The 22,049-nt window shown below is 42.4% G+C and carries 17 protein-coding genes; 3 read left to right on the forward strand and 14 right to left on the reverse strand.

Features of this window, described 5'->3' with window-relative positions; all coding sequences use genetic code 11:
- Window positions 1-144: 144 nt before the first annotated feature.
- The 3 genes from BLW31_RS15135 to BLW31_RS15145 form a co-directional block, all read right to left on the reverse strand.
- Entirely contained in the window at window positions 145-1,545 is a 1,401-nt protein-coding gene (locus tag BLW31_RS15135) for a DUF4925 domain-containing protein (protein ID WP_010535810.1), read from the reverse strand.
- 518 nt (window positions 1,546-2,063) lie between these two features.
- The gene (locus BLW31_RS15140) at window positions 2,064-2,981 is read right to left on the reverse strand and encodes an alkaline phosphatase family protein (RefSeq protein ID WP_010535809.1); all 918 of its coding nucleotides are present in this window, start codon (window positions 2,979-2,981) and stop codon (window positions 2,064-2,066) included.
- 496 nt (window positions 2,982-3,477) lie between these two features.
- On the reverse strand, window positions 3,478-4,728 hold the full coding sequence (locus BLW31_RS15145; protein WP_010535808.1) for a DUF2264 domain-containing protein: 1,251 nt from the start codon (window positions 4,726-4,728) through the stop codon (window positions 3,478-3,480).
- A 223-nt stretch (window positions 4,729-4,951) separates the two neighbouring features.
- Between BLW31_RS15145 and BLW31_RS15150 the strand changes: the two genes are divergently transcribed.
- Window positions 4,952-6,520: a DUF4832 domain-containing protein gene (locus BLW31_RS15150; RefSeq protein WP_022301273.1), complete on the forward strand. Its 1,569-nt coding sequence runs from the start codon at window positions 4,952-4,954 to the stop codon at window positions 6,518-6,520.
- Window positions 6,521-6,603: 83 nt separating this feature from the next.
- Here the strand turns inward: BLW31_RS15150 and BLW31_RS15155 are convergent, their stop codons facing one another.
- The 9 genes from BLW31_RS15155 to BLW31_RS15180 all read right to left on the reverse strand — a co-directional run bounded on the left by BLW31_RS15155 (window position 6,604) and on the right by BLW31_RS15180 (window position 15,828).
- Window positions 6,604-7,587, reverse strand: coding sequence for a calcium/sodium antiporter (locus BLW31_RS15155; protein ID WP_010535806.1), 984 nt, complete (start codon window positions 7,585-7,587; stop codon window positions 6,604-6,606).
- A gap of 337 nt (window positions 7,588-7,924) precedes the next feature.
- Window positions 7,925-8,887, reverse strand: coding sequence for a glycoside hydrolase family protein (locus BLW31_RS15160; RefSeq protein WP_029425117.1), 963 nt, complete (start codon window positions 8,885-8,887; stop codon window positions 7,925-7,927).
- 16 nt (window positions 8,888-8,903) lie between these two features.
- Complete coding sequence (locus tag BLW31_RS15165; protein ID WP_010535804.1) at window positions 8,904-10,565, reverse strand: RagB/SusD family nutrient uptake outer membrane protein; 1,662 nt, start codon at window positions 10,563-10,565, stop codon at window positions 8,904-8,906.
- 24 nt (window positions 10,566-10,589) lie between these two features.
- Window positions 10,590-11,126, reverse strand: coding sequence for a hypothetical protein (locus BLW31_RS24830; protein WP_010535803.1), 537 nt, complete (start codon window positions 11,124-11,126; stop codon window positions 10,590-10,592).
- Window positions 11,127-11,148: 22 nt separating this feature from the next.
- Window positions 11,149-11,280, reverse strand: a complete 132-nt coding sequence (locus tag BLW31_RS24835; protein ID WP_022301271.1) for a hypothetical protein — start codon at window positions 11,278-11,280, stop codon at window positions 11,149-11,151.
- A gap of 57 nt (window positions 11,281-11,337) precedes the next feature.
- Window positions 11,338-11,589, reverse strand: coding sequence for a TonB-dependent receptor (locus BLW31_RS24840; protein WP_010535802.1), 252 nt, complete (start codon window positions 11,587-11,589; stop codon window positions 11,338-11,340).
- Window positions 11,590-11,616: 27 nt separating this feature from the next.
- A complete protein-coding gene (locus BLW31_RS15170; protein WP_010535801.1) occupies window positions 11,617-13,953 on the reverse strand; it encodes a SusC/RagA family TonB-linked outer membrane protein in 2,337 nt (778 codons plus the stop codon).
- Window positions 13,954-14,143: 190 nt separating this feature from the next.
- Window positions 14,144-15,178, reverse strand: coding sequence for a FecR family protein (locus BLW31_RS15175; protein WP_010535800.1), 1,035 nt, complete (start codon window positions 15,176-15,178; stop codon window positions 14,144-14,146).
- Window positions 15,179-15,219: 41 nt separating this feature from the next.
- Window positions 15,220-15,828, reverse strand: coding sequence for an RNA polymerase sigma-70 factor (locus tag BLW31_RS15180; RefSeq protein ID WP_010535799.1), 609 nt, complete (start codon window positions 15,826-15,828; stop codon window positions 15,220-15,222).
- A 200-nt stretch (window positions 15,829-16,028) separates the two neighbouring features.
- Between BLW31_RS15180 and BLW31_RS15185 the strand changes: the two genes are divergently transcribed.
- Window positions 16,029-18,554: a glycoside hydrolase family 31 protein gene (locus BLW31_RS15185; RefSeq protein WP_010535798.1), complete on the forward strand. Its 2,526-nt coding sequence runs from the start codon at window positions 16,029-16,031 to the stop codon at window positions 18,552-18,554.
- 990 nt (window positions 18,555-19,544) lie between these two features.
- Here BLW31_RS15185 and BLW31_RS15190 read toward each other — a convergent pair.
- Together BLW31_RS15190 and BLW31_RS24845 are read right to left on the reverse strand one after the other, a co-directional pair.
- Window positions 19,545-19,991 carry a sigma-70 family RNA polymerase sigma factor gene (locus BLW31_RS15190; RefSeq protein WP_231945959.1) on the reverse strand — a complete coding sequence of 149 codons (447 nt, stop codon included), beginning with the start codon at window positions 19,989-19,991 and terminating at the stop codon, window positions 19,545-19,547.
- Between the two features lie 41 nt (window positions 19,992-20,032).
- A complete protein-coding gene (locus BLW31_RS24845; protein ID WP_022301269.1) occupies window positions 20,033-20,179 on the reverse strand; it encodes a hypothetical protein in 147 nt (48 codons plus the stop codon).
- A gap of 421 nt (window positions 20,180-20,600) precedes the next feature.
- Between BLW31_RS24845 and BLW31_RS15195 the strand changes: the two genes are divergently transcribed.
- Window positions 20,601-22,049, forward strand: a complete 1,449-nt coding sequence (locus BLW31_RS15195; protein WP_022301268.1) for an IPT/TIG domain-containing protein — start codon at window positions 20,601-20,603, stop codon at window positions 22,047-22,049.

Here is a 22,049-nt window from a genome sequence, read left to right on the forward strand (position 1 = left end):
TTGATGGCTCATACTTAATGTATCAGCAATCAATAAATGTAGTTTGAATTGGAGAGAATGCTTTGATTCTCTCCTTTCATTTCTTACTGCAATGAAAATAGATGTGATGTTATCTGAGGGTACCTTATGATCATAAACCTTACATTATTCTTTGACAAATTTTAATCCAAGTTTAACATAAGTACATTCGCCGGATCCAACTCCACTCTTCTCGTCATAGTTCTGATACTTTAAGGCGTTCGGAAGTGTCGACAGTAGCAGTGCTATATTTTCTTTATATGCTCCTAAGCTTTGGCTGTCAAGAAATTCGTTAATAACGGTCTTTGCCGCCGGGTCATTTGCCAGTTCTACTAATTTGGCTAAAATGTCTCTCAATGCAACTCCGTCTATGTTAAGTATTAATTTGTCACCATTAAGTTCATAATCACAAGGGATACCTTTTTCGAGCATCGGAACCAATAATTTAACCAGTTGTTTGGCTATTTCTTTTGTATTTCCATAGTCTATTTCAGCACGGGTCCCGCGTGAGACGGGGGTTATAAATCCTTGGATAATATCAATGAGTAAACCCGAGTTGAGTTCAAGGTGTATTTTTTCATCCGGTTTTTCGGGATCGTAGTAGTAACGCATTGCATTGTGAGGCATGCCGTCTGAGCTGCTCCATTGTGGATGTTCAAGATCACCGCTATATGAATAAATAGCATACATACCGCCATTGGGTTTAGCTGTCACACTCTTCAGTAGGTTTGATATCCATTTTTGAACAGGCAAGTTGATGGGAAGATAATCTGCCATTATGGGATCACCTAATATAACAATAAGATATGTAAATATTCCGTTAGGTTGTTGCTTTAAATTGTCTACTCCTTCAATATAGCCGGGATCAATTGCTACTTGAGAGTCCCAGTTAATCCACAATGGAGAAGTTGTTACGCAATTTATTCCCTCCATCATCGCATTGGTGTTAACCGGTGCAAGATTCCATGTGCCTGCCAGTTTTTGATTTGTCAGTTCGTAATTTATATCGACAGTCAGCTTTTCGTCTTCAATTTTCCCTTCATAGTCCATAGTATATGTTGGCTGGATATAGCTACCTTTGAACATATAATTCATTCCATTTCTGAATAGAGGAACATTCGTAATGGTGATTTCCTTTTCTCCCGGAACCGGGCTATTGCCTGTATATTTAAGACCCAGACCTTGAATCAGGTTAGCACCGGGAATCAAGCCGATTATACTTTCCAAATCAGTTTCTGCGGCAGCAAAGGTGATAGTAGCTGATTCATTTGTTTCATCCACTGCCATAACCACTTTTTTTCCTTCAAGGGGTTCTCCGTTGCAAGTCATAATTAACTCATAATCTCCTTCTATACTATAATCACCATTTAGATCAGGGAGTTCATCACCTTCTTCGTCAGTTCCATTGTTTTCTGTAAACTTCTGCTCAAGATATTCGTCATCGACACCATTGACACAAGAAGTAAATGTACTTGTGTAGCACAATAGACACGCTACTCCAATAAGATAAGATAGTTTGTTTTTCATTGCATGTTATTTTTGTTATTTAATATGTGGCAAAGTTACTTGGCTTTACTCCGTCAGACAAGTAGTATTTTATCATTTACTAATACAATTCTATCGTTTTGTATTTCAAGCTGATTCTGCGAAAGGACAAATGTGCTATCAGTTTTTTTGATGCTGTTTGAATTCGCTGGATTGCCTGTGAAGGATGCTGATAGAGTATATTGGGGGGAAGGCAAATTTTCGGGGTATAATATTCATTTGTCGCTATACATTATATGATGAAAGTTATATTTTGTTTTGTTATCGAGGGCAAAGGTATAAGGATATGTATTTTGATGCAAGTATTATGCTGTAATTAACAGCTATAAAAGAAGGAGTTTTATTACTTATAAGTAATAAAACTGTTATGATTCCCCATTTTATTACTTATAGGAAATAATTTTTGTAGCCTATATAATGATAGTGCCAAGAGTTAAATTGAAAAAGGAGAAACTCGTTATTTCTAGTCTCTTCTTCTTCCTATTAATCATCTTGAATGATTATTTGAAAACAATCTCCATGGGTCTACCTATCCAAACTTGTGGTTGTTCTAAATTAAAGATGCGGGCAATTGTGGAAGCCACATCGTATTGCATCATACTTACATCGTCGAATCGGAGGCCTTTTTTAATATTCTTACCGGATATAATGAAAGCGGTTTCCATCTCTTGCATTGTTTTGCCTCCGTGTCCTTTATCAATGCCTCCGTGGTCGGAAGTTAATATAAAAATAGTATCATCCAGCATTCCTGCATCTTTGACTGCCTGAACGATCTGTCCGACATAACTATCCAGTTCTTTAAGTTTCTCATAATATGCCGGAGTATCATGTCCTTCTGTATGTCCCGTATGGTCGGGACCGTCGAAACAGATGGCTACCAATGCCGGATGTTTTTCCTTTATGTAAGAAGAGGACATATTACCTAATTCTTTGGGTGTTTTATTGCAGTCGGCCACATGGTAGTGGTAATTTAGAGAGAGTGTATCTACCAGATATTTAATACCTTCCCATTCGTACAGACAGCCGATTTCTGCTTCCGGTCGAGCATCGCGCAGCAACTGGAAAACAGTCGGGAAGATACCGTTCTTGTTTAATACGCGTGATGGAAGTTCCGGAGTTTTAGATCCCCATTCGGTATATCCGTGTAGTTCCGGTCCGGCTCCCATAAACATGGATGCCCAGTTGATGGCACTGGAAGAGGGGAGGGCGGAACGCTTTTTCAACGTATAAGAACCGTCTTCCATCAGTTTCTTCACATTGGGCATATCTGCCTTAGGAAGGCTGTAGGCTCCCCAGCCGTCTAAACCGATGAAGACAACGTGTTTGGCTTTATCTTTTCCTTTGGCATTGCAGGAGAAGGTGAAACTGAAGAGAAGGGCGAATGTAGCAAGTAGGGTTAAAAAGGTTTGTTTATTCATGATATTGTTATTTATATGGTTAATGTTTTATTCATTATTTAATGGGGAGGACCCTAACTAATGATAGGCAAAGGTAGGACTATTTTAGGGGGAAGACAAATATAATATTAGCAGATACTAATACTTTTTATACTATTTCTTTGGATGCTCTATATTTTGATTTTGCTTTTCGATATCCTGATTGTAAATTTATGCGCATACGTTTTTTGTATGTAATATTAACTGTCAACATAGTTTTCTTCTCCAAAGATGAATAGACTCTCTTTTTGTTAGAGATAATATCTTTACAGTTTTAGAATAAACGGTCACAATGTTTTTAATAAATAGTTGAAGGGTTTATTATAAACGGTCTCCAAGTTTATTAGACACTATTTTGGAAGAATTTTCGGATTATTGGGGAATTATATAAACAAAATGGGGGTGTGCCAGCATTTTGACACAACTCCATGAATAATAGTTTTCAGTACGAATGGAAACTATAGTATAATATTGATTATCAATTGTTGCAATGATAAGAGTGGTCTTTCGGGAAATCTTCTCCCTCCCATGCTTTTTTCGACGTCCAAGGCAGTGGAGCATCTGTCCAGAATGGAGCATCGGCAGGGAGACCTAACGGCAGGAAGGCGAGAGATGCCATATATAGGCTGCCATTGTTGGTATAATAGTCAGATATATCAGGCTGAGAACCATTGAATCCTAATGTAAGGAAGCCTTTTTCATTGAAATTATGATTGTCTCCAAACATACGTTTGATGACTGCCGTCATAGCAGAACGTACTTGACCGTTTGGTAATTCTTTGGGTAGCCAATGGCGCCAGGCGAGCAGGGCCAAGGTCTGTAAGGAGCCTGTGCGGTAAGTGATAGACCGTCCGACGACAGGTAGTGTACCTTCCGGAGAGATGAGGCGTTCGAGAATGATTCCGAATCGTTGCGCGCGTTTGATCGCTTCATGATAGTTACAGCCGGGCATATTTCCAATCTTTTTATGTTTGCCGGCTTCGGTAATGATCTCCAGTGTTTCTATATACATAGGATGTATGACAAAACTGTTGTAATAGTCGAAAGCGAAATTAGGACCGTCCGAGTACCAGCCGTCTCCTATATACCATTCTTCTATTTTACGCAGAGAAGAACTGATGCGATAGGTATCGCTGGATGCACCTGCTTTCCGGAGAAATGATTCGACAGTGGCGCTGAACAACAGCCAGTTGCTATAAGAAGGGTCTACTCTCCTGAGATCAGTAAATTCAGCGATATATCGTTGTTTGGTGATGCTGTCTAATGGCATCCATAAAGCGTCATAGTTTCTTAAGAAACTCTCTGCAATAAAAGCGGCGTCTACCAATGTCTGATTCTCCTGACGCCATAGCAAATAATCGTTGGAATCCGGATCTACGGCATTGGCATAGCTTTTCAATGCCCATTCACGAAGTTGCCTGCGTCGGACTCCTTCCGGTGTGTCGTCATCCGGCAGTGACAGCCAGGGTGCCAGCCCTGCCATTAAACGTCCGATGCATTCCATGTAGGTGACGTTCTTATTGCGTCCGTCCCATGTCGGACTTAATTCAACCAGCATATTCTGTTTTAGAAGCCCTTCGCTCATATTACTCAATACAGGGGCTGCCATTCGGTACATTATATCACACCAGATTTCTCTGTCACTCTTTTCCGCTTTCTTTTTGGCACTGATACTTTTTATCGGAATCAGCAGAATAATGAATAGTAATAACCAATTGAGATTTTTCATGTATTGCCTTATTTTTAAGATTAATCTTACGATCATGAACTGTCATAACGAATGATACGGCAAAGGTAGGATTATTCCGATAGTGGGACAAATACAATTTTAGCATTCACTAATACTTTTGCGTTATTTATCAGATACTGATACTTTCTTGTGCAAAATGACTGTAGGGTGATGCTTGTCTCCGGATTTGTTATACATTTGTCCGGTAAACAAAAATAAGACTATGAAAAGGAATTGGATATGTAGCAGTATGGTTGTTGCCATGTTTGCTTTGTTGGCGGGCGGGTGCGGTAATTCACAGCGGACTCTGGAGTTTCGTGGAATTTGTGTAGATGATGCGCAGGGAGAACATGGATTGTACAATCCCGGAAGAGGATTCCGGCTGGAAACAGCCGTGGATGTACTGCACGAAAAAGATAGCCCTACCAAAGAACTGGATGAATTGTCCGCTAAATATATCTCCGATAGTGTGTCACTGGCACAGAGTTACTTTTATCTTACCTATTTAATAGGCGAGAAGCTATCTGAAGAAAACTTCCGGACCATGCAGGCTTATTTTGATGAACTGCAAAATCAAGGGAAAAAGGCTGTACTGCGTTTTGCCTATGAACGGGACTTTATGGGGAGATCACCCATCGGTCCTACCGGCGAACAGATACTGGATCATCTGGACCAGTTGAAACCTTTTCTGGAGAAAAATAGAGATCTGATTTTAGTGGTGCAAGCCGGAATGATCGGTGCATGGGGAGAATGGCATAGTTCAGTTCAAGGATTGGAAAACTCGGAAGAAACAAAGGCTGCCGTATTGGAGAAACTGCTTTCTGTAGTACCTGCGGAGAGAAATGTACAAGTAAGACTTCCTGAATTCAAGAATCTGTTAAAGGATAAACCGGAGCTTTATAAGAGACTTTCTTTCCATGATGATTTTATTGTCATACGTCCTGACAGATGGGATGCCGACATGCACGAAGGAACTCCCAAGTTTGATCAGATAGTGGCGGAATCTCCTTATTTAGTGGTTGACGGTGAACTGCCCTGGGGATTTTGGAGTGTAGGAGCCGATCCGGACAGTCCTTCTGCCGGATGGATTATTGACGGTGTGCAGGCGGCAAGACGGTTGTTCCTCCAGCACTATACTTCCTTGAGCGTTATACATAACTATAAAGAACAGCATCCCAACAATCGGTTTGACGAAAATAACCCGCCCGAATACTCTATGGTAGTCTGGAAAAAAACGATGATAACGGAAGACTCTCTTCTCCAGCATCATATGCCTGTGTCCGACAGCTATTTCCGGAAGAAAGACGGAACGAAGGTAAAGCGTAATGTGTTTGATTACATACGAGATCATCTGGGTTATCGGATTGAACTGCAGTCACTTCAGCTTCCCTCAAAATTCGTGGGTGGAGAAGAGAACATGCTGAAGTTAAGTTTGAAGAACAGAGGCTTTGCCACTGTATTTGGTGAGCATCCTGTTTATTTCGTGCTGATAGATAAGGAAGGAGAAGTTACGGAATTTCCAACGGATGCCAATCCTTTGAACTGGCAACCGTTTGAACCGAATGATTCGACCTATACCTCATTGATGCACACGGTAAATTTATCTCTTAAACTCCCGGCTTCGATTCCTGCCGGAACTTATCAGTTAGGGTTATGGATACCGGACGGATCGGACAGGCTCAGATATAATCCTCGTTATGCTATCCATTGCGCTAATGGAGATACGGACTGGTGGATTTCCAGAGATGGAAAGTATGGCGTGAATGTTTTGACTATAGCTGAGGTGGAATAGATTCTTCTTTTTGGATCTAAATATGAAAGGCTTCCGGACATAATTGCCGGAAGCCTTTTGTTTTTTTAATGTGGTTTGCCGGATTACGTATTGTAAATCAGTACCATCGTATATGCCACATAGCAAAGTATCATAATACCTCCTTCTATACGTGTAATCGTTCGCTTGGCAAAGAACAGTCCGAACAGCCAGAGCAGAATGCTGGAACCTACCAGTGTGAACAAATCGAAGTTGGTAATTCCGCTGAGGTGAAGGGGAGTGATGCTGGCACTGCATCCTAATACAAAGAAAATATTGAAAAGATTGCTGCCGATTACGTTTCCGATAGCTATTTCCGGGTTCTTTTTCAGGGCGGCTACAATAGAAGTGGCAAGTTCCGGCAGAGAAGTTCCTCCGGCTACCAGTGTCAGTCCGATGATAGATTCGCTGACGCCCATACTGCGGGCAATGCCCGTAGCTCCGTTAACGAACAGTTGGCCTCCATAGATCAGGGCTGCCAATCCGCCAATGATATAGAGGATTGATTTCCACCACGAAAGCAATTTGATTTCTTCTTCCTGGACTGCCGCATGTTCTGCCGGTTCCGGTGTAGCGGAAGACTTGGGAAAAGCGATGGCAAATGTATATCCCATGAAGATAGCGAAAAAGCAGAGTAAAAGCAAACCGTCTACTCTGTTCAATATATTTTCTGTGGCATTATCCAGAAATATATCATTGGCACATATCAGCAATACGACAGACGAAAGGATACAGAGTGGAATCTCTTTTCGTAAAGTATTCCGGGTGATGACAATCGGAGCAAAGAGTGCCGTGCATCCTACAATCATCAATGTATTGAATATGTTGCTGCCTACTACATTGCCGATGGCGATATCTGCGCTTCCTTTCAGAGCAGATGCGACACTCACCGTCAGTTCCGGGGCGGAAGTACCGAAAGCAACAATCGTGAGTCCGATTACGATAGAAGGTATGCGGAAACGTTTGGCTACGGAAGCAGCACCATCTGTCAGTCCGTTAGCTCCTAGTAAAATGAGAATCAATCCTCCGATAAGTAACAGTATATTCATAATCTATATTATTTTCGGCACAGTCATCCTCTGCCGGGTATTCGGTGCAAAGATATATTTTTCTTCTTACTCTTTGAATAGGATAGATTGAACTTTACCGGAGGAACCGTATTTTTAGCTGTGTTTTTTATTTGCCCCCAAAAGAGGAGGGGACGGGCAAATAATTGATTAAGGAAGTTGCATTCTTTTTATTCAGGCAAATGAATCCGGATCATTATCCGGATTGATGCTCCAGCGGTTCTTCGCCTGTATGTCAGAGAGGTTCAGGCAGAAAAAACATAAGAGAACGATATACAAATTCTTTTTCATAAACATCATCTATATAATTGATCTTTTCTTAGTGTTTGAAACCGGACAGTATTTTTTTATACTCTTTCTCACTGATGCGGACCATTGCTCCGTGGCGTGAATCCGGAATAGTCAGATCCGTACAGTCCCATTTTTCGGCATCCATACTGCCTGCCTGGAAACGGACATACTCATGCGGATACTTCTCAGAGAAGATCATCCACCCGTCATTGTCCGGTTTGGGCATCAGGATAGGAGCTTCATAGTAAGTATAAGGAGTAGTCACCGGCTGGTCGGGATCAGTATATGGACCGGTTAAATTCCGGGAATGGGAGATTCTGACAGTTTTGCCTGTCGGCACTCCGTCTTCAGGCCATCTTTCATCTTTAATAACGGCATAATAACTGCCATTGATTTTTCGGATGATGGCATCAATCGTAGCCATTTCCCGGTCTGCCTCATTCTGGAAGTCAAACAAACGTTCAGGTGTTGTGAAATACTCAAAATCCTTGGTCAATATATAAAAAGTTCTCATGGTTTTCCACTCTTCGTTGCCGGTGGCTCCTGCCTTGCAGGCATGCCAGGTAATCAGATATTGATCTGAATCCTTATCATAAAAAAGTTTGGGAGCGCCAAACCAGGCACGTTCTGTAAAGTAGCCTTCGATATGGATAAATGGTTCGGCAGATAACTCTTTTTCCTGTTTCCATTTTACTAAATCTTTGGAAGTCCAAAGGATGGGATTCTGTGTCTTTTCAGATACGCCGATCATATAGTAGCGTCCATTCCTGCCTTTCATGATGTCGGGATGCCCCCTGTATTCCGGAACCACCCGTTCGTTGTTGTTCAGCTTGGTCCAGTTTTTGGCATCCCTGCTGATGTAGTAATATAGACGTCCGTAATCCTCATGTCTCATGTGTGCGAAAAGATACCCTCCGTTTCCGGCTTTGACGCTGGGGCTGGTTAATACAAAACACACAAATAAGAGTTTCAGTAGTAAATGTTTTCTCATGATAATAATAAGTTGATTAGTTAGTAGCTTTTGATAAATCTTCACTCCATCCGGGACGTGAATAAGTTTGTTGCAGGTCTTTTCCGTAAGACTTTGCCTGTTCTACAAAATAGTTGGGCAGCGGTACATACTGGTGTGTAGGTGATACGCCTTTTACTTTCCGGCATAGCTGGGCATACTTGTTGAACCGGATCAGATCGATTTTCCTCTGTCCTTCGTACAGGAACTCTTTCGCCCTTTCCTCCAGAATCGCATCGAGGAAGGATTCTTTAGAGCTTGTTTGCCGGGCGGACAGGTTATCCAGTCCCGCTCTGTTCCTCACTTCATTGACGGCACTGACAGCCTCCGCAGAAAGGGCCGCATTGGATTTGCGCACTTCCGCTTCCGCCATCATCAGTAAAACATCCGCCCAGCGTGCCAGTGGGAAATCGTTTCCCTGAAAGACCGTGTTTGTCTCTATCGGGAATTTATTGATAATGTATCTGTCCCATCTGACTCCCAGGCCTTCTTTGGTTCTTTTCGTGGTCACTCCTCCCGTGCCATTATCTACCCAATACTCATTTAAAATGACGGCTCTTCGTTTGTCTCTGGAGTCGTAACTGTCATACAGCTTGGGAGATACATTGTAGAATTGTGCCCACCCTTTTCTCTGATAGTAGAATGGGGTAGGATGTCCGTCTATATCTACTTTGGAGGCATCATTCGGAGTGGTCAGCATGGACAGCGGGAAGAAGTTGCCGCTGCTGTCTCCTCCGTCGGCAGACGGATCGCAGCTTAAAGCCATGATAATCTCGCAATTAAAGTCGTTTTTGGCTTTGTACATATCCACATACGGATTGTCCCCTTCTTTAAAGAGGCTGTAACGATGGGTAGCCTCCAGCTCCTGATACATTTCCAGTGCTTTCTTATAGTAATGCGGCATATGCTCTCCTTCGTTGAGGCAATGTTTCATCAGGCAGAATCTGGCATAATCCGATGTATAGCGTCCTCTTTCTTCCACTGTTTCCGGGAGATTCTCTATTGCAAATTCAAAGTCGTTGTAAATCCATGACGTCATTTCTTCCAGTGAAGGTCTGACCAGATTATTCAGTGCTTCCTCGTTGGTAACGTCCTCTCCCTGTGTGATGACGGGTAGCGGACCGTAAATATGCATCAGATAATAGATCATCAGACCTCTGCATAAATGAACTTCGCCCAGCAGTTGCTTTTTGCTGATGGTGTGGAAGATGCTTTCATCCGCTTTTTCCAATGTGGAGATAATCTCCGTGAATCTGGTGATCTGTCCCAGTTTGGGTATGTGGTTGATGTTATCTTCGCTCACCCAGGAACGTTCATAGTAAATACAATTGTTGAAGTCGGCCTGTGAAAATTTCAGCCACTCTCCCCAGCCCGTGCCCCAGACAGCCATATTGTCCGAAGGAGACTCAAACATTCTGAGAATGCCGCCTTCCGGTATATAAAAGCCATGTTGTCTCAGTTCTGTACCGATGTAGTAAGTCCACGTTGTGGTGAACGGCAAGTAACACGCCAGGGCATAGTCTTTATATTCCGTCTCCGTCGAAGGGAAGTTGTCGGGATTTAAAGTTCCGAATATCTTGGGATCGAAATTATCCTCACAACTACATAATACTAACAGGCTTGTTGCAATAAACAGTCTTATCAATCTTATTTTTTTCATTTCTGCAAATCTTCTTAAGTTCATTTAAAAAGTAATATTAGCTCCGAGAGAGAAGGTACGTGTCTGAGGATATTCACCTCTGGAACCTCCGCCGGCTCCGCCTCCTCCGGTATATATCTCCGGATCGAATCCTTGAAACTTGGTCAGTATAAAAGGATTCTGGGCATCCACGTACACTTTGATATTCCGTACATATCTTTGCAGAGAACCGAGTAGGTTTCCGGTCAGGTTATAAGCCAGCGTGATATTTCTCATTCTCATGAATGATGCGTTTTCCATATCTGTATTCACCCATGCATTGCCCGGCAATGCTCCCATTTTGCCAATGGCCAGACTGGGACGGCTTCCGTTGGGATTTGTCTGCGAGTTCCAGAGGCGATAGGTAAACTTGTTTGAATTCTCCGGATAGTCGACTGCCAGTGGACCGGCTTGTGCGGCACTGTAGGCGATATTATACTTCTGTATGCCGAACTGCCCGTACATAAAAAAACTGAATTCAAAGTTCTTGTAAGTAAATGTATTGCCGAAGTCGACATAAACAGCCGGAGAATTATCTTTCATGTAGATATCGTTTTCATCTATCTTACCGTCCTTGTTTTTGTCCTCGATAATCGGACAGCTGGGCCTCTGCCTGTAATGACTTCTGTGATTCCGGCATATTGGAACGGTCGGTGTTGGTGATGCCGGTCACATTGTAATAGTAATAGGCGTTCATCGGCTCATTTTCTCTCTTCTGATAAATCTGGTAGTCATAGTTGGGCAGCCTTTCCTTCTAGAATGAATTTGTTTTGGAGAAAGTAAGCGAGGTGTTCCATGTAAATTCTCCGACGATGTTTTTGGTATCCAGCATCAGCTCCCATCCTCTTCTGTAGTAATGGCCTCCGTTGACCGGTCTGGTTTCGTAGATGGCCAGCGGGGAGGTCGAAGCATATCCCAGCAGGCGGGTAATGTCATTTCTGAAAAAGTCGAAGCTGCCGGAAATGCGGTCGCTCAGCAGATAGAAGTCCAGACCGATATTCTTCATCGTTGTTTTTTGCCAGCTTACATCCGGCTAATTGGCTCTCATAGACACATAAGGAATGTTGATAATACTGTTATCACTGAAATTAACCTTGAAATTGTTGGGTGCATACGATCCGTAGAGAGAACTGCCCAGGTTATCCTGTCCTGTCTTTCCCCAGCTTGCTCTGAGCTTCAGCAGGTTAATCCACGAAATGCTCTTCAGAAAGTTCTCATTCGAAATCTTCCAAGCCCCCGATACGGATGGAAACAAGGCATACTTATTCCCCGGAAAAAACTTGTCCGTGCCATCCCGTCGCAGTGTAGCGGTGATCACATACTTGTCCAGTATGTCAAAGCCCGCTTTAAAGAACTGCGATCTCTTTTCATTCTTTGCGGTGTGCGATGTCGGATAAAACTTGCCCTTTGCGGAACTGATGTCGTGTTCGTTGATGGCATCGTGTACATCTTCATAGGAAATGCCGTATCCTTTGTAACTTTCCAGATACTTGCCGATACCTGCCAAGGCATCTATCTGTACGGTATTGAACATATACTTGGAGAACGTCAGCATGGCTTCCAGCGTCTGTGTCAGCCTTCTTTCCGATTGTATATTTCCTCTTGACTTGTACATTCTGGAGAAATAAACATCCGAAGGTATAAAGATCGAACGTCTCATGCTTTCCTGATTCATTCCGTATACTCCTTTGACGGAAAGAATATCCTTGTACAGTTTCAGATGGGCGGTGAAGTTCAGATTATATTCGTTTTCTTTCGTCTTGTCGGCGATGTCCTCCATTGCTTTGGGATTGGGGATGCTCCGAAAGATGGTATAGGTGCCGTCATCCTGTGTCAGAGGCAGGTAAGGCGGATATAAAAGGGCTGAAGTCAGCGCACTGCCCGCTACATCTCCCCGGTTGCCTGTATCGGTGCCTACCATACAGTTGCTGTAGGTCTTTTGATTGGCATTGAAAGCGGAGGTGAAGTTCAGAAAAGGAAAAAGATCGACTCCGATGTTTCCGCGAAAGGTATATTTGGTCATGCCGGAATTGAGCACGGTTCCTTCCTGATCCAGATAGCTTCCTCCCAGATAATATCTGATCTTGGAGGTTCCTCCGCTGATTGTCAGATTATGCTTGGTGATGTAGCCGCTTTTCAGCACGTAGTCTTTCCAGTTGGTGTCGAGTACGTTCAGACGATCTGTTTCTGAGAATAGCGGACTCCATTTTCCGTCATATGGGGCCGGCCCATAGGGGTATTGTTTCTTGTTGTACAAGTAGTTCTCTTTGTTGAATACATTGGCAAGTTCCATGTATTGTTGTGAGTTGAGTGCATCCAGATACGGGTAGTTTCTTACAAAAGAGTAACTGCCGTCATAGCTGATGCTGGGAGAGCCTTCTTTCCCTTTCTTGGGGGTGATTAAAATGACTCCGTTGGCTGCGCCGATACCATAGATGGCGGCTGAGGCATCTTTCAGTATTTCTACGGACTCGATATCGGCAGGATTCAGGCCGGCAAGTCCGCTGCGGTTGACATTGCTCGGCAGACCTGTTTCTCCGCCATTCGTGCTGATGGCATCGCCCGGCATCACGATGCCGTCTACTACATAGATCGGGTTTTCTCCGCCGCGAATGGATATATTTACCTTGCCGTCCGGCTGGGTGCTGTTGACCACTGTCTGTAATCCGGCGGCACGGCCCATCAATAACTGGCTGATATTACTCGTTGCCGCTTGTGGAATCTTTTCCGGTTTCACCTGTGCAATGGCAGTCGTCAGATTCTTTCTGGATACGGCACCATATCCTACCACCACTACTTCATCGATCACTTTCGTGTCCTCCGACATCCATATCTCCAGTAAGCTGTTCGCCTTTACCGGAACCAGTTGCGTGGCATAGCCCATATAAGAAACGCAAAGCTTCGAATGCTCCGGAGCCTCAATCTCGAAACGGCCGTCGATATCGCTGATAGCACCGGTCTTTTCTCCTTCCACCGTAATGCTCGCCCCGATAATCGGTTCACGGGTTTTACTGTCCATGACGATGCCTTTTGACTTTTCCGGTGCCTTTTTCGTTTCCTTCTTTCTGGCATTCAGGATGATTTGCTTTCCCTTGATGTGATACTGGATGTCCGTGCCCTTCAGAAGTATGTTTAATACTGCTTCTATCGGCTGGTTCCTGACGTGAATCGAACGTTTCTGCCGGACATCGATCACTTGCGTGCTATACTGAAAAGAATAGCTGGTCTTCTTTTCTATTTTATTCAGAATTTCATTCAGAGGCGTATCAGATACGCTGAGTGTCAAGGTGCTGTTGTTCTGTGCTGAGACGGGATTCGGAGATAAAACAGCCATCAGAAAACTTAATAGTAAGAATGTAATTCTCTTCATAATCAGAATTGTTTTTTTAGTATTGATACAGGAATGCACTTAAGTGATTTGTATATAAGACTGCTCAGAAAGAAAATACTACATGGGAAAACGAAAAAAAACAGGTGGTGGAGAGAAAAAAGAGAATGCGGAGAGAACAAAGCGTATACGTGGTCTTTGTCCTTTCCGCAGCGTTTTATATCAGAAACGTCTAATTCTTATATACTTCTATCGTACGGACGCTTACACTGTCATTCCCTTCTTGTTTTGTTTCTGTTGTCCGGAAAGTGATGGGGATGCTCATTCCCATATAATCCAGTATTTCATCCAGCGTCTCACCTTTGAAAGTCGCTCTGTAAGTGAATTGGTTGATCGACGGGTCTTTCAGGATGAAACGTACCCGGTAGACTTGTTCCAGCCTGTCGAATATTGTTTTGAGTGGATCGTCCCTGAATGCGAGGATACCGTCTTTCCAGGAGATGTATTGGTACGTATCGATATCCGTGACCTCCATGCTTTTCGATGCTTTCTGATAATTCAGCTGTTGTCCCGGCAATAGATGCCGGATGTTATTCTCATGAGACACATTGACCTTTCCGGTCACCAACGTGATAACTTCCTCTTTCGCTTTGGCGAAGTTGCATACATTGAAAGCGGTTCCGGTAGCCGTTACTTTCAAGTCTCCCGTACTGACGATGAAAGGATGCTTCTTGTCCGCATGCACCTCAAAGTAGGCTTCTCCGGACATTTCCACTTCCCGGACGTTGCTGGTGAAAGCGGTCGGATATTTCAGCGTACTTCCTGCGTTCAGCCAAACCTTCGAGCTGTCCGGCAGTGTCAGCGTGGATACCGTTCCGTATGGAGCCGTCACTTCGTTGAAGGCGATAAGGGGAGCCTGATGGTCTTTTTTCATCAACAATGCCACTACGGCAATGATTGCCGGCAACAGAAGAATGGCGGCGATTCTCCGGCAGTAAGTGATCAGTCGTGTTCTCTTCATCGGAGCCTGTGGCGTTGTATGGATTCTGTTCTTTACTTTTGCCAGGGCTTTGCTGGTATCTATCTTTTCTGGATCGACGGCGGGAGTGGTCACTTCCCAGATGTTTCTGATTTCCTGAAAGTAGTTTGCATTCTCTTCAGAGAGGGCAATCCATTCACGGAGTTGCCGGATTTCTTCGGGTGAAGCGGTCTTTTCCAAGTATCTTAGGATGACGTCTGTATCTATATTTATATTTTTGTCAGGCATAGTGCTAATTATCTGTATTATAATGACTGTTCAAGTGTAAATTACCTCATTAAATTTATGATAAAAAGTAATATCAGATCATAAAAACCGCTCAGGTGTTTTCTTAGAAATTCCAGCGACTTGCTGATTTTACTTTCTACGGTGCGGACGGATACGTTCAGTTCTTCCGCTATTTCCCGGTATTTCAGGTTTTTGAACCGGTTCATTTCGAAGATGGTTCGCATATCTTCGGGAAGTTTCTTGATAGCTTCCTGCAAGTGATCGTTCAGGTCGGAATATAGCAGGTAGTGTTCTGTATTATAGTCTATCAGGTCTAAGCTTCCCATGACGTAGTTCTGATGGATACGGACTACTTCCCGATGTCTGAGTTCTTCGAAACAGCTGTTTCTGACAGCAGTCAGCAGATAGGCTTTCAGCGAACTTTCAATGGTCAGGTTCTCACGGTTTTCCCATAACCGGAAGAAGATGTCTTGCACAATATCTTCACTGCTGTTCTGCTCTTTCAGGAAAACGCAGCTAAAGAGGACAAGGTCTTTATAGTACTTGTTGAAAAGAAAATCAAAAGACCGGGAATCTCCTTCTTTCAGTCTTTTCAGGTGGATAATATCCTCTAGCATGGACTCGTGTTTGTTTGAGGCTTTATTTTCCATAATGATTCGGTAACATTAATAATGCGTTTGCAGTTCTCCAATCCGGAGAATCAAAATATCAGATCAATAGGCGCTGCAAAGATATAGATTAATTTGAATTTCTTCCTCTCTTTGTTTTTTTTGTTTTTCCCGTGTGGTATTTCCGTTCTGAACAGTCTTATTAACGTTGTTGAGATTTCTAATTTAAATGAATAGATACTATGAATGAGTACGGTAAACTAAAAACTCTTTCCTTATTATTGGTGGCTTTGTGCTGTATACCTTTGGCAGCATCGGGTCAGGGTACGAACATTGCTTATCAGGACAGTCAGGTTCGTTTTACGGTGGTGACCGACGGTACACTCCGGTTGGAGTATGCACCCGACGGGCAGTTTGTTGACGATTTTTCGTTTGTGGCTGTCAACAGGAATTATCCGGCAGTGGATTATAAGTTGAAGAAGGATGGAAGATGGGTGGAGCTGGCTACCTCAAAGTTCCGGATGAAGTACAAGAAAGGCAGCGGGCGGTTTACTTCGGGTAATCTTTCCATTGTATCTGCCAAAGGTGTGTATCCTTTCCGGTGGACGCCCGGTATGAAACAGAAAGGCAATCTGAAGGGAACCTATCGTACCTTGGATGGCTATGATGGAGACAGGCATATGCATACCAATGAGCTTATGCCGCTCGAAGATGGTCTGCTGGCTACCGACGGCTGGACTTTAATCGACGATTCAGATAACTTCTTATTCGATGATGCCGACTGGAACTGGGTAAAACCACGCGAGAAGAAAGGAGGTCAGGACTGGTATTTCATGGCTTACGGACACGATTATAAGTCGGCATTAAGGGACTATACCATGTTTGCTGGCAAGACGCCTCTGCCTCCCCGTTATGCTTTCGGTTATTGGTGGTCGCGCTATTGGAGTTACTCGGACAATGAACTGAGAGAACTGCTGCGTAAATTCCGGATGTATGATATTCCTCTCGATGTGTTGGTGATTGATATGGACTGGCATTATACGGAACCGGGCAAAGGAGGATGGAGCGGATGGACCTGGAACAAACGCCTGTTTCCTGATCCCGGACGTCTTCTTGCTGATCTGAAAAAGGAAGGGGTCAAGCTGACCCTTAATTTGCATCCGGCTGACGGGTTTGCTTTTTATGAGGAACCCTATCGGGCGATAGCCACCGATATAGGCATGAATCCAGAAGGAAAGGATACGATCCCTTGGGTTACTTCGGATAAGAAGTTGATGAAAGCCGTGTTCAAAAATGCTCTTCATCCGATGGAGAAGGAAGGGGTAGACTTCTGGTGGCTCGACTGGCAGCAGTTTCCGTATGATAAGAAAGTGGACAGTCTGAATAATGTATGGTGGATTAATTATGTCTTTTTCACCGAGATGGAAAGAAACCGCACTACCCGTCCGATGCTCTATCATCGTTGGGGCGGACTGGGAAATCATCGTTACCAGATCGGCTTTTCGGGCGACGCTGTTATTTCCTGGAAATCACTTGATTTCCAGCCTTACTTCAATTCTACAGCTTCCAATGTGCTTTACGGTTATTGGAGCCATGACCTGGGAGGACACTTTGAGGCAGACCGGATTGATCCGGAGATGTTCACACGCTGGATGCAGTTTGGTGCGGTCAGCCCTGTGATGCGTACTCATTCTTCTAAGAGCGGAGTGTTGAACAAAGAACCCTGGGTATTCAGTCCTGTCTACTTTAATACGATTCGTAACACCATTTTGCAACGTTATGAGATGGCGCCTTATGTTTATACAATGGCCCGTAAGACGTATGACGAGGGATTGTCTATCTGTCGTCCGCTATACTATGATTATCCTGAAAGCAAGGAAGCATACGATTACCGGAACCAGTATATGTTTGGCGACCAGATGTTGATTGCACCCGTCACCGCTCCCATGAAAGGTGATTATTCCACTTTGAATGTATGGCTACCTGCCGGAACCGACTGGTATGAATGGCATACGGGGACGATGCTGAAAGGTGGTCAGACAGTAACGCGTGCCTTTGCCATTGACGAATATCCTATCTATATCAAGGCTGGTTCGATTCTTCCTTTCTGCGACCGTGTGAAGTCGCTGGCGGATGATGATCTTTCTTATGTGGTCACTGTTTTCCCCGGCGGAGATGGGGCATTCGAACTGTACGAGGATAATGGAAATGATAAAGAGTATGATAGAAAGTATGCTTGTACGTCTTTGCAGTCGAAGCGGGTCGGCAACCGCCTGGAAGTGACGATTGGCAGTCGGAAAGGAGAATATCCGGGCGTACCCGCCGAACGTGGTTTCAGGGTGAAGGTATTGAGTTCTGCCATTCCTCAGTCGGTAACGGTGAATGGGAAGACGGCGGATTATATATATGATGGAAATTCCTTATCCCTTCTGGTCGATATACCCGTAACGGATGCGAAGTGTGAGAAGCAAGTGGTGATTACCTATCCCGAACAGACGGCAGACCTGAACGGACTTGCCGGAAAGTTCAGGAGACTTCAGAAGAGCATCGTTGCGCTGAAATATAAAGATGCCGATATTGTGCTCAATGAGGAATTGGGTACGATGGAGTCAATCGGGAGGAGTATCGAATATACACCGGAGCGGATGAACCGGCTTATTACTGATTTTATCCGAAATTATGGCAAGTTGCCGGAAATTCTGAAACAACATAAGCTGAGTGAAGAAAACGTCCGGTGGTTTTTGGAATCTGTACATTGGGAGGATTAGTCCAATGACGGACTGCGAGCATTTTGACAATTTGTATTTTTAATCCTCCTGGAATCCTGTTTTTCCACCTTGAGTCGGGAAGAAATGAAAATAAACGATTGGAAATTCGTATTTTATTGATTGATAGTGAAATATAAGAATCTATACAACTCTGATATATCGGAACTGTCACCTTTTCGTTGGATATGAACACTTCTTTCCTTGATTATTGCTATCTGATCTGTTGGCTATAGCTACCCAACAGGTCAGATAGTATAGATGACAAGATACTTATGATTATAAACTGCATATTCTGTGCATAAACTGAAAGTTTCGACTGGAATCATTGTATATTAATGCATGTCTTCTTGAGGCCGCCATCTCTTTGAGGGTTTTCCAATCATGCAGGTGTTAGTGATTTCTCAATTATTCTTTTTTTTGATCGCAGAAACGCATTATTTCCGGAATGGCATTCGTTGCATCTCCGTGTAGCTGTTTGTTCTCTCAGTAACTATTGGTTAACGTGTGTTAATACGATGTGGGGTTTTGTTTTAGGCTAGTCTTTTATACAAATGAGCATAAAATAAAATGAGAAAACAATAGAACCAACTATGGGGGCTATTAATGTGATACCAACTTTGGCAATAAATGTGTGCTGTCATTTTAGATGAGTTAATCAATTGATCTATAAGATGTTGATAATATATTTGTCACGATGAACAATGAAGGACAATATGAAAAATAAAGTGACATTATGGGACATTAATGTGACATTTCGCTCATAATTCGGGGGAAATGAGGCTGAATAAAGTGACATTCTATGTTGATAGTATATGATTTAAGCTAATTACAGTAGATAAATCATGCGATAGACTAGGAGATGTAAAAATAATAACATTGCCCGTTTTTGTCACGTGTGACAAATGGAAGAATTGTTAATTGTTGTAATAATATATGATTTAACTATTTCTGATAAAAGGATATATTTTCTTAATTAGATTCAGCTAAAAATTATAAGACTGTTGCAAAAGAAAATGCCCTCATTTTATTTATGTAAAAAAAATATAAAATAAAGTCATAAAAGCCTTCCATCTTTTTTCTTAAAACCTCTAGCACTTTGCTAATTCGATTTTCTATAGTTCGCACTGATACATTTAATTCATTGGCAATTTCGTGATATTTTTTATTCTTGAATCGGTGTATTTCAAAAACTTCTCTCATTTCTTTAGGAAATTTATCCAATTCCTTTTGAAGTTGTTGATTCAATTCTGAATATAGAATGTAATTATCTACGTCATAGTCGAATGAGTTATTATGAGCAATTGCATAATCTTGATAATTTCTAATCACATTCTTATGCTTAAGCTCTTCTAAACTGTTGTTTTTCACTGCCGTCATAAGGTAAGATTTTAAAGAACCCCTGATTTCGAAATGTTCCCGATTTTCCCATAAGCGCACAAAGATATCTTGTACTAAATCTTCGCAGTTTTCTTGATCATTTAAAAAACGTTACAAAAATAAACAAGGTCTTTATAATACTTATTAAAAATAAATTCAAAGGCTTTTATATTTCCTTTTTTAAGTTCTTCTATGTAAAAAGAATCTTCTGACACAAACTTTATCTTATTGATTTGTTCATCTTCCATTCTATGTTCTATATCTCATACATTTATGATTACCCAGTAAATACATAACAAAAAAATGACTGCAAAAAACGGACATTAAAAATATGTTAAAGGTGTGTGGTAATTATGTTGTGAACTGTCTTTTATATGTTATACGTGGAATACTATGACTGCCAAATCTTTGATAGGTGTGAAGATTTCTACATGAATCCATTATACAAAAGTATTATTTGACAGGAATTAACACTGTATGGGGCTTTTGAAAAGCTCTAATTGAAGGGATTAGCCTTGAAATTGCTTTATACATTATTATATGTGTTCCTCTTTGTATCAATAGAAAGTGCATTTCTGTTTAAGAATAAAAACAATTAGAGAAATAAAACTTTCACAAATAGCATTACTGTAAAATAAATATATTAATTAACCTTTTTAATATTAGTCTATGAATAGATGCTTTATTGCTGCGCTGACGTTGTGTACAATGTTTGGATGTAAAGAGGACTTTAAAGACCCTACTATATGGGATTTGAGGCCATGCGATCCGTCAAGACCAATTGAGTTTACGGATTTTACTCCGAAAGAGGGAGGAGTACGTACCCGAATGTATATCATGGGGTCTAATTTTGGTACGGATGAATCCAAAATTCATGTTACTATTGGTGGTAAGAAAGCCCCTGTGATTGCTTCTAATGGTAATAAAATTCATTGTATGCTGCCTTCTCGTGCTTATTCCGGTATTGTAAATGTGGTAATCAAGGACAAAGATGAAAATGTGGTAACTGATTATACTTTTGAAGAAAAAGTTAATTATCAGTCAAGAAAAGTCGTGGGTACTTTGTTAAGAAATGTAGATCCGAATACAGGAGCAGCTCCATTTCAAGATGGTTCCTTTGACGATGGAGCTGGACTACCTTATTCAGATTGGATGATGTTCGATCCAAAATCTGAAAATGGAGATAAAGTTATTTTTACCTCAAATTATGAGGGGGGAAGCGAAGGGCTTCGTGCTGTAAATCTTACCAAGAGAACAATCACCACGCTTTACTCAGGAAGCCGTTCACCTTTTATGCAAACTTTTGAACTTTCAGCTGATGCTGATACCATTTTGATTCCTGACGATAACTGGAATCATACATTCGGTAATGTGGAGAAACCAAACATCTGGTATGCTCTTCGTTCTGAAAACTTTAGCAAGTTGCGCCCATATTGTTATGGTCCGAGCGCTTATTCAGTAGCATATATGCCCGACGGAACGGTCTTTTATACGGTTTGGTCAAACGGTTCCGTTATAAAGATGGACCGAAATGCACAGGCGCCTCCCTATATGGACAGAAGAAATCAGGTGATGTGTTCTATGAACCAAGTGTCCATTGACAAAGAACAACAGATTAAGATAAAAGCACATCCGGAAGGTAGATATGTCTTGATTTTCAGCCGCAATACAGGGGCAATTTACAAATGTGACTATGATGCTGAAACGCGAATGTTAAGCGGATTGCAGCTCTATGCCGGGGATTATTACAGTCTGAACAACGCGAATAATCTTCAAGAGGGACCGGGTGCTCAAGCTCGTTTTGGTCGCCCGTGGGGAGGTGATTTTGCCAAGAATGCTGGGTACGTAAACAGACCGGACGGAGATATGTACGATTTTTGTTTTGTAGACCAGGTGGGACACTGTATGTGGAGAATTACCCCAGACCGCATTTGCTCCATTATCGCCGGACGTAGCAATTATACAGCAGATGGTAAGTATACAGGCTATATTGACGGGGACCCTCTACACGAAGCACGTTTCAACTGGCCGAGAGCCTGTACTTACGATGCAGATGAAGAAACCTTTTATCTGGTAGATAACGGTAACCATTGTATCCGCTATCTAAGAACCGAATAA

The sequence above is a fragment of the Bacteroides faecis MAJ27 genome (assembly GCF_900106755.1).
Lineage (GTDB): Bacteria > Bacteroidota > Bacteroidia > Bacteroidales > Bacteroidaceae > Bacteroides > Bacteroides faecis.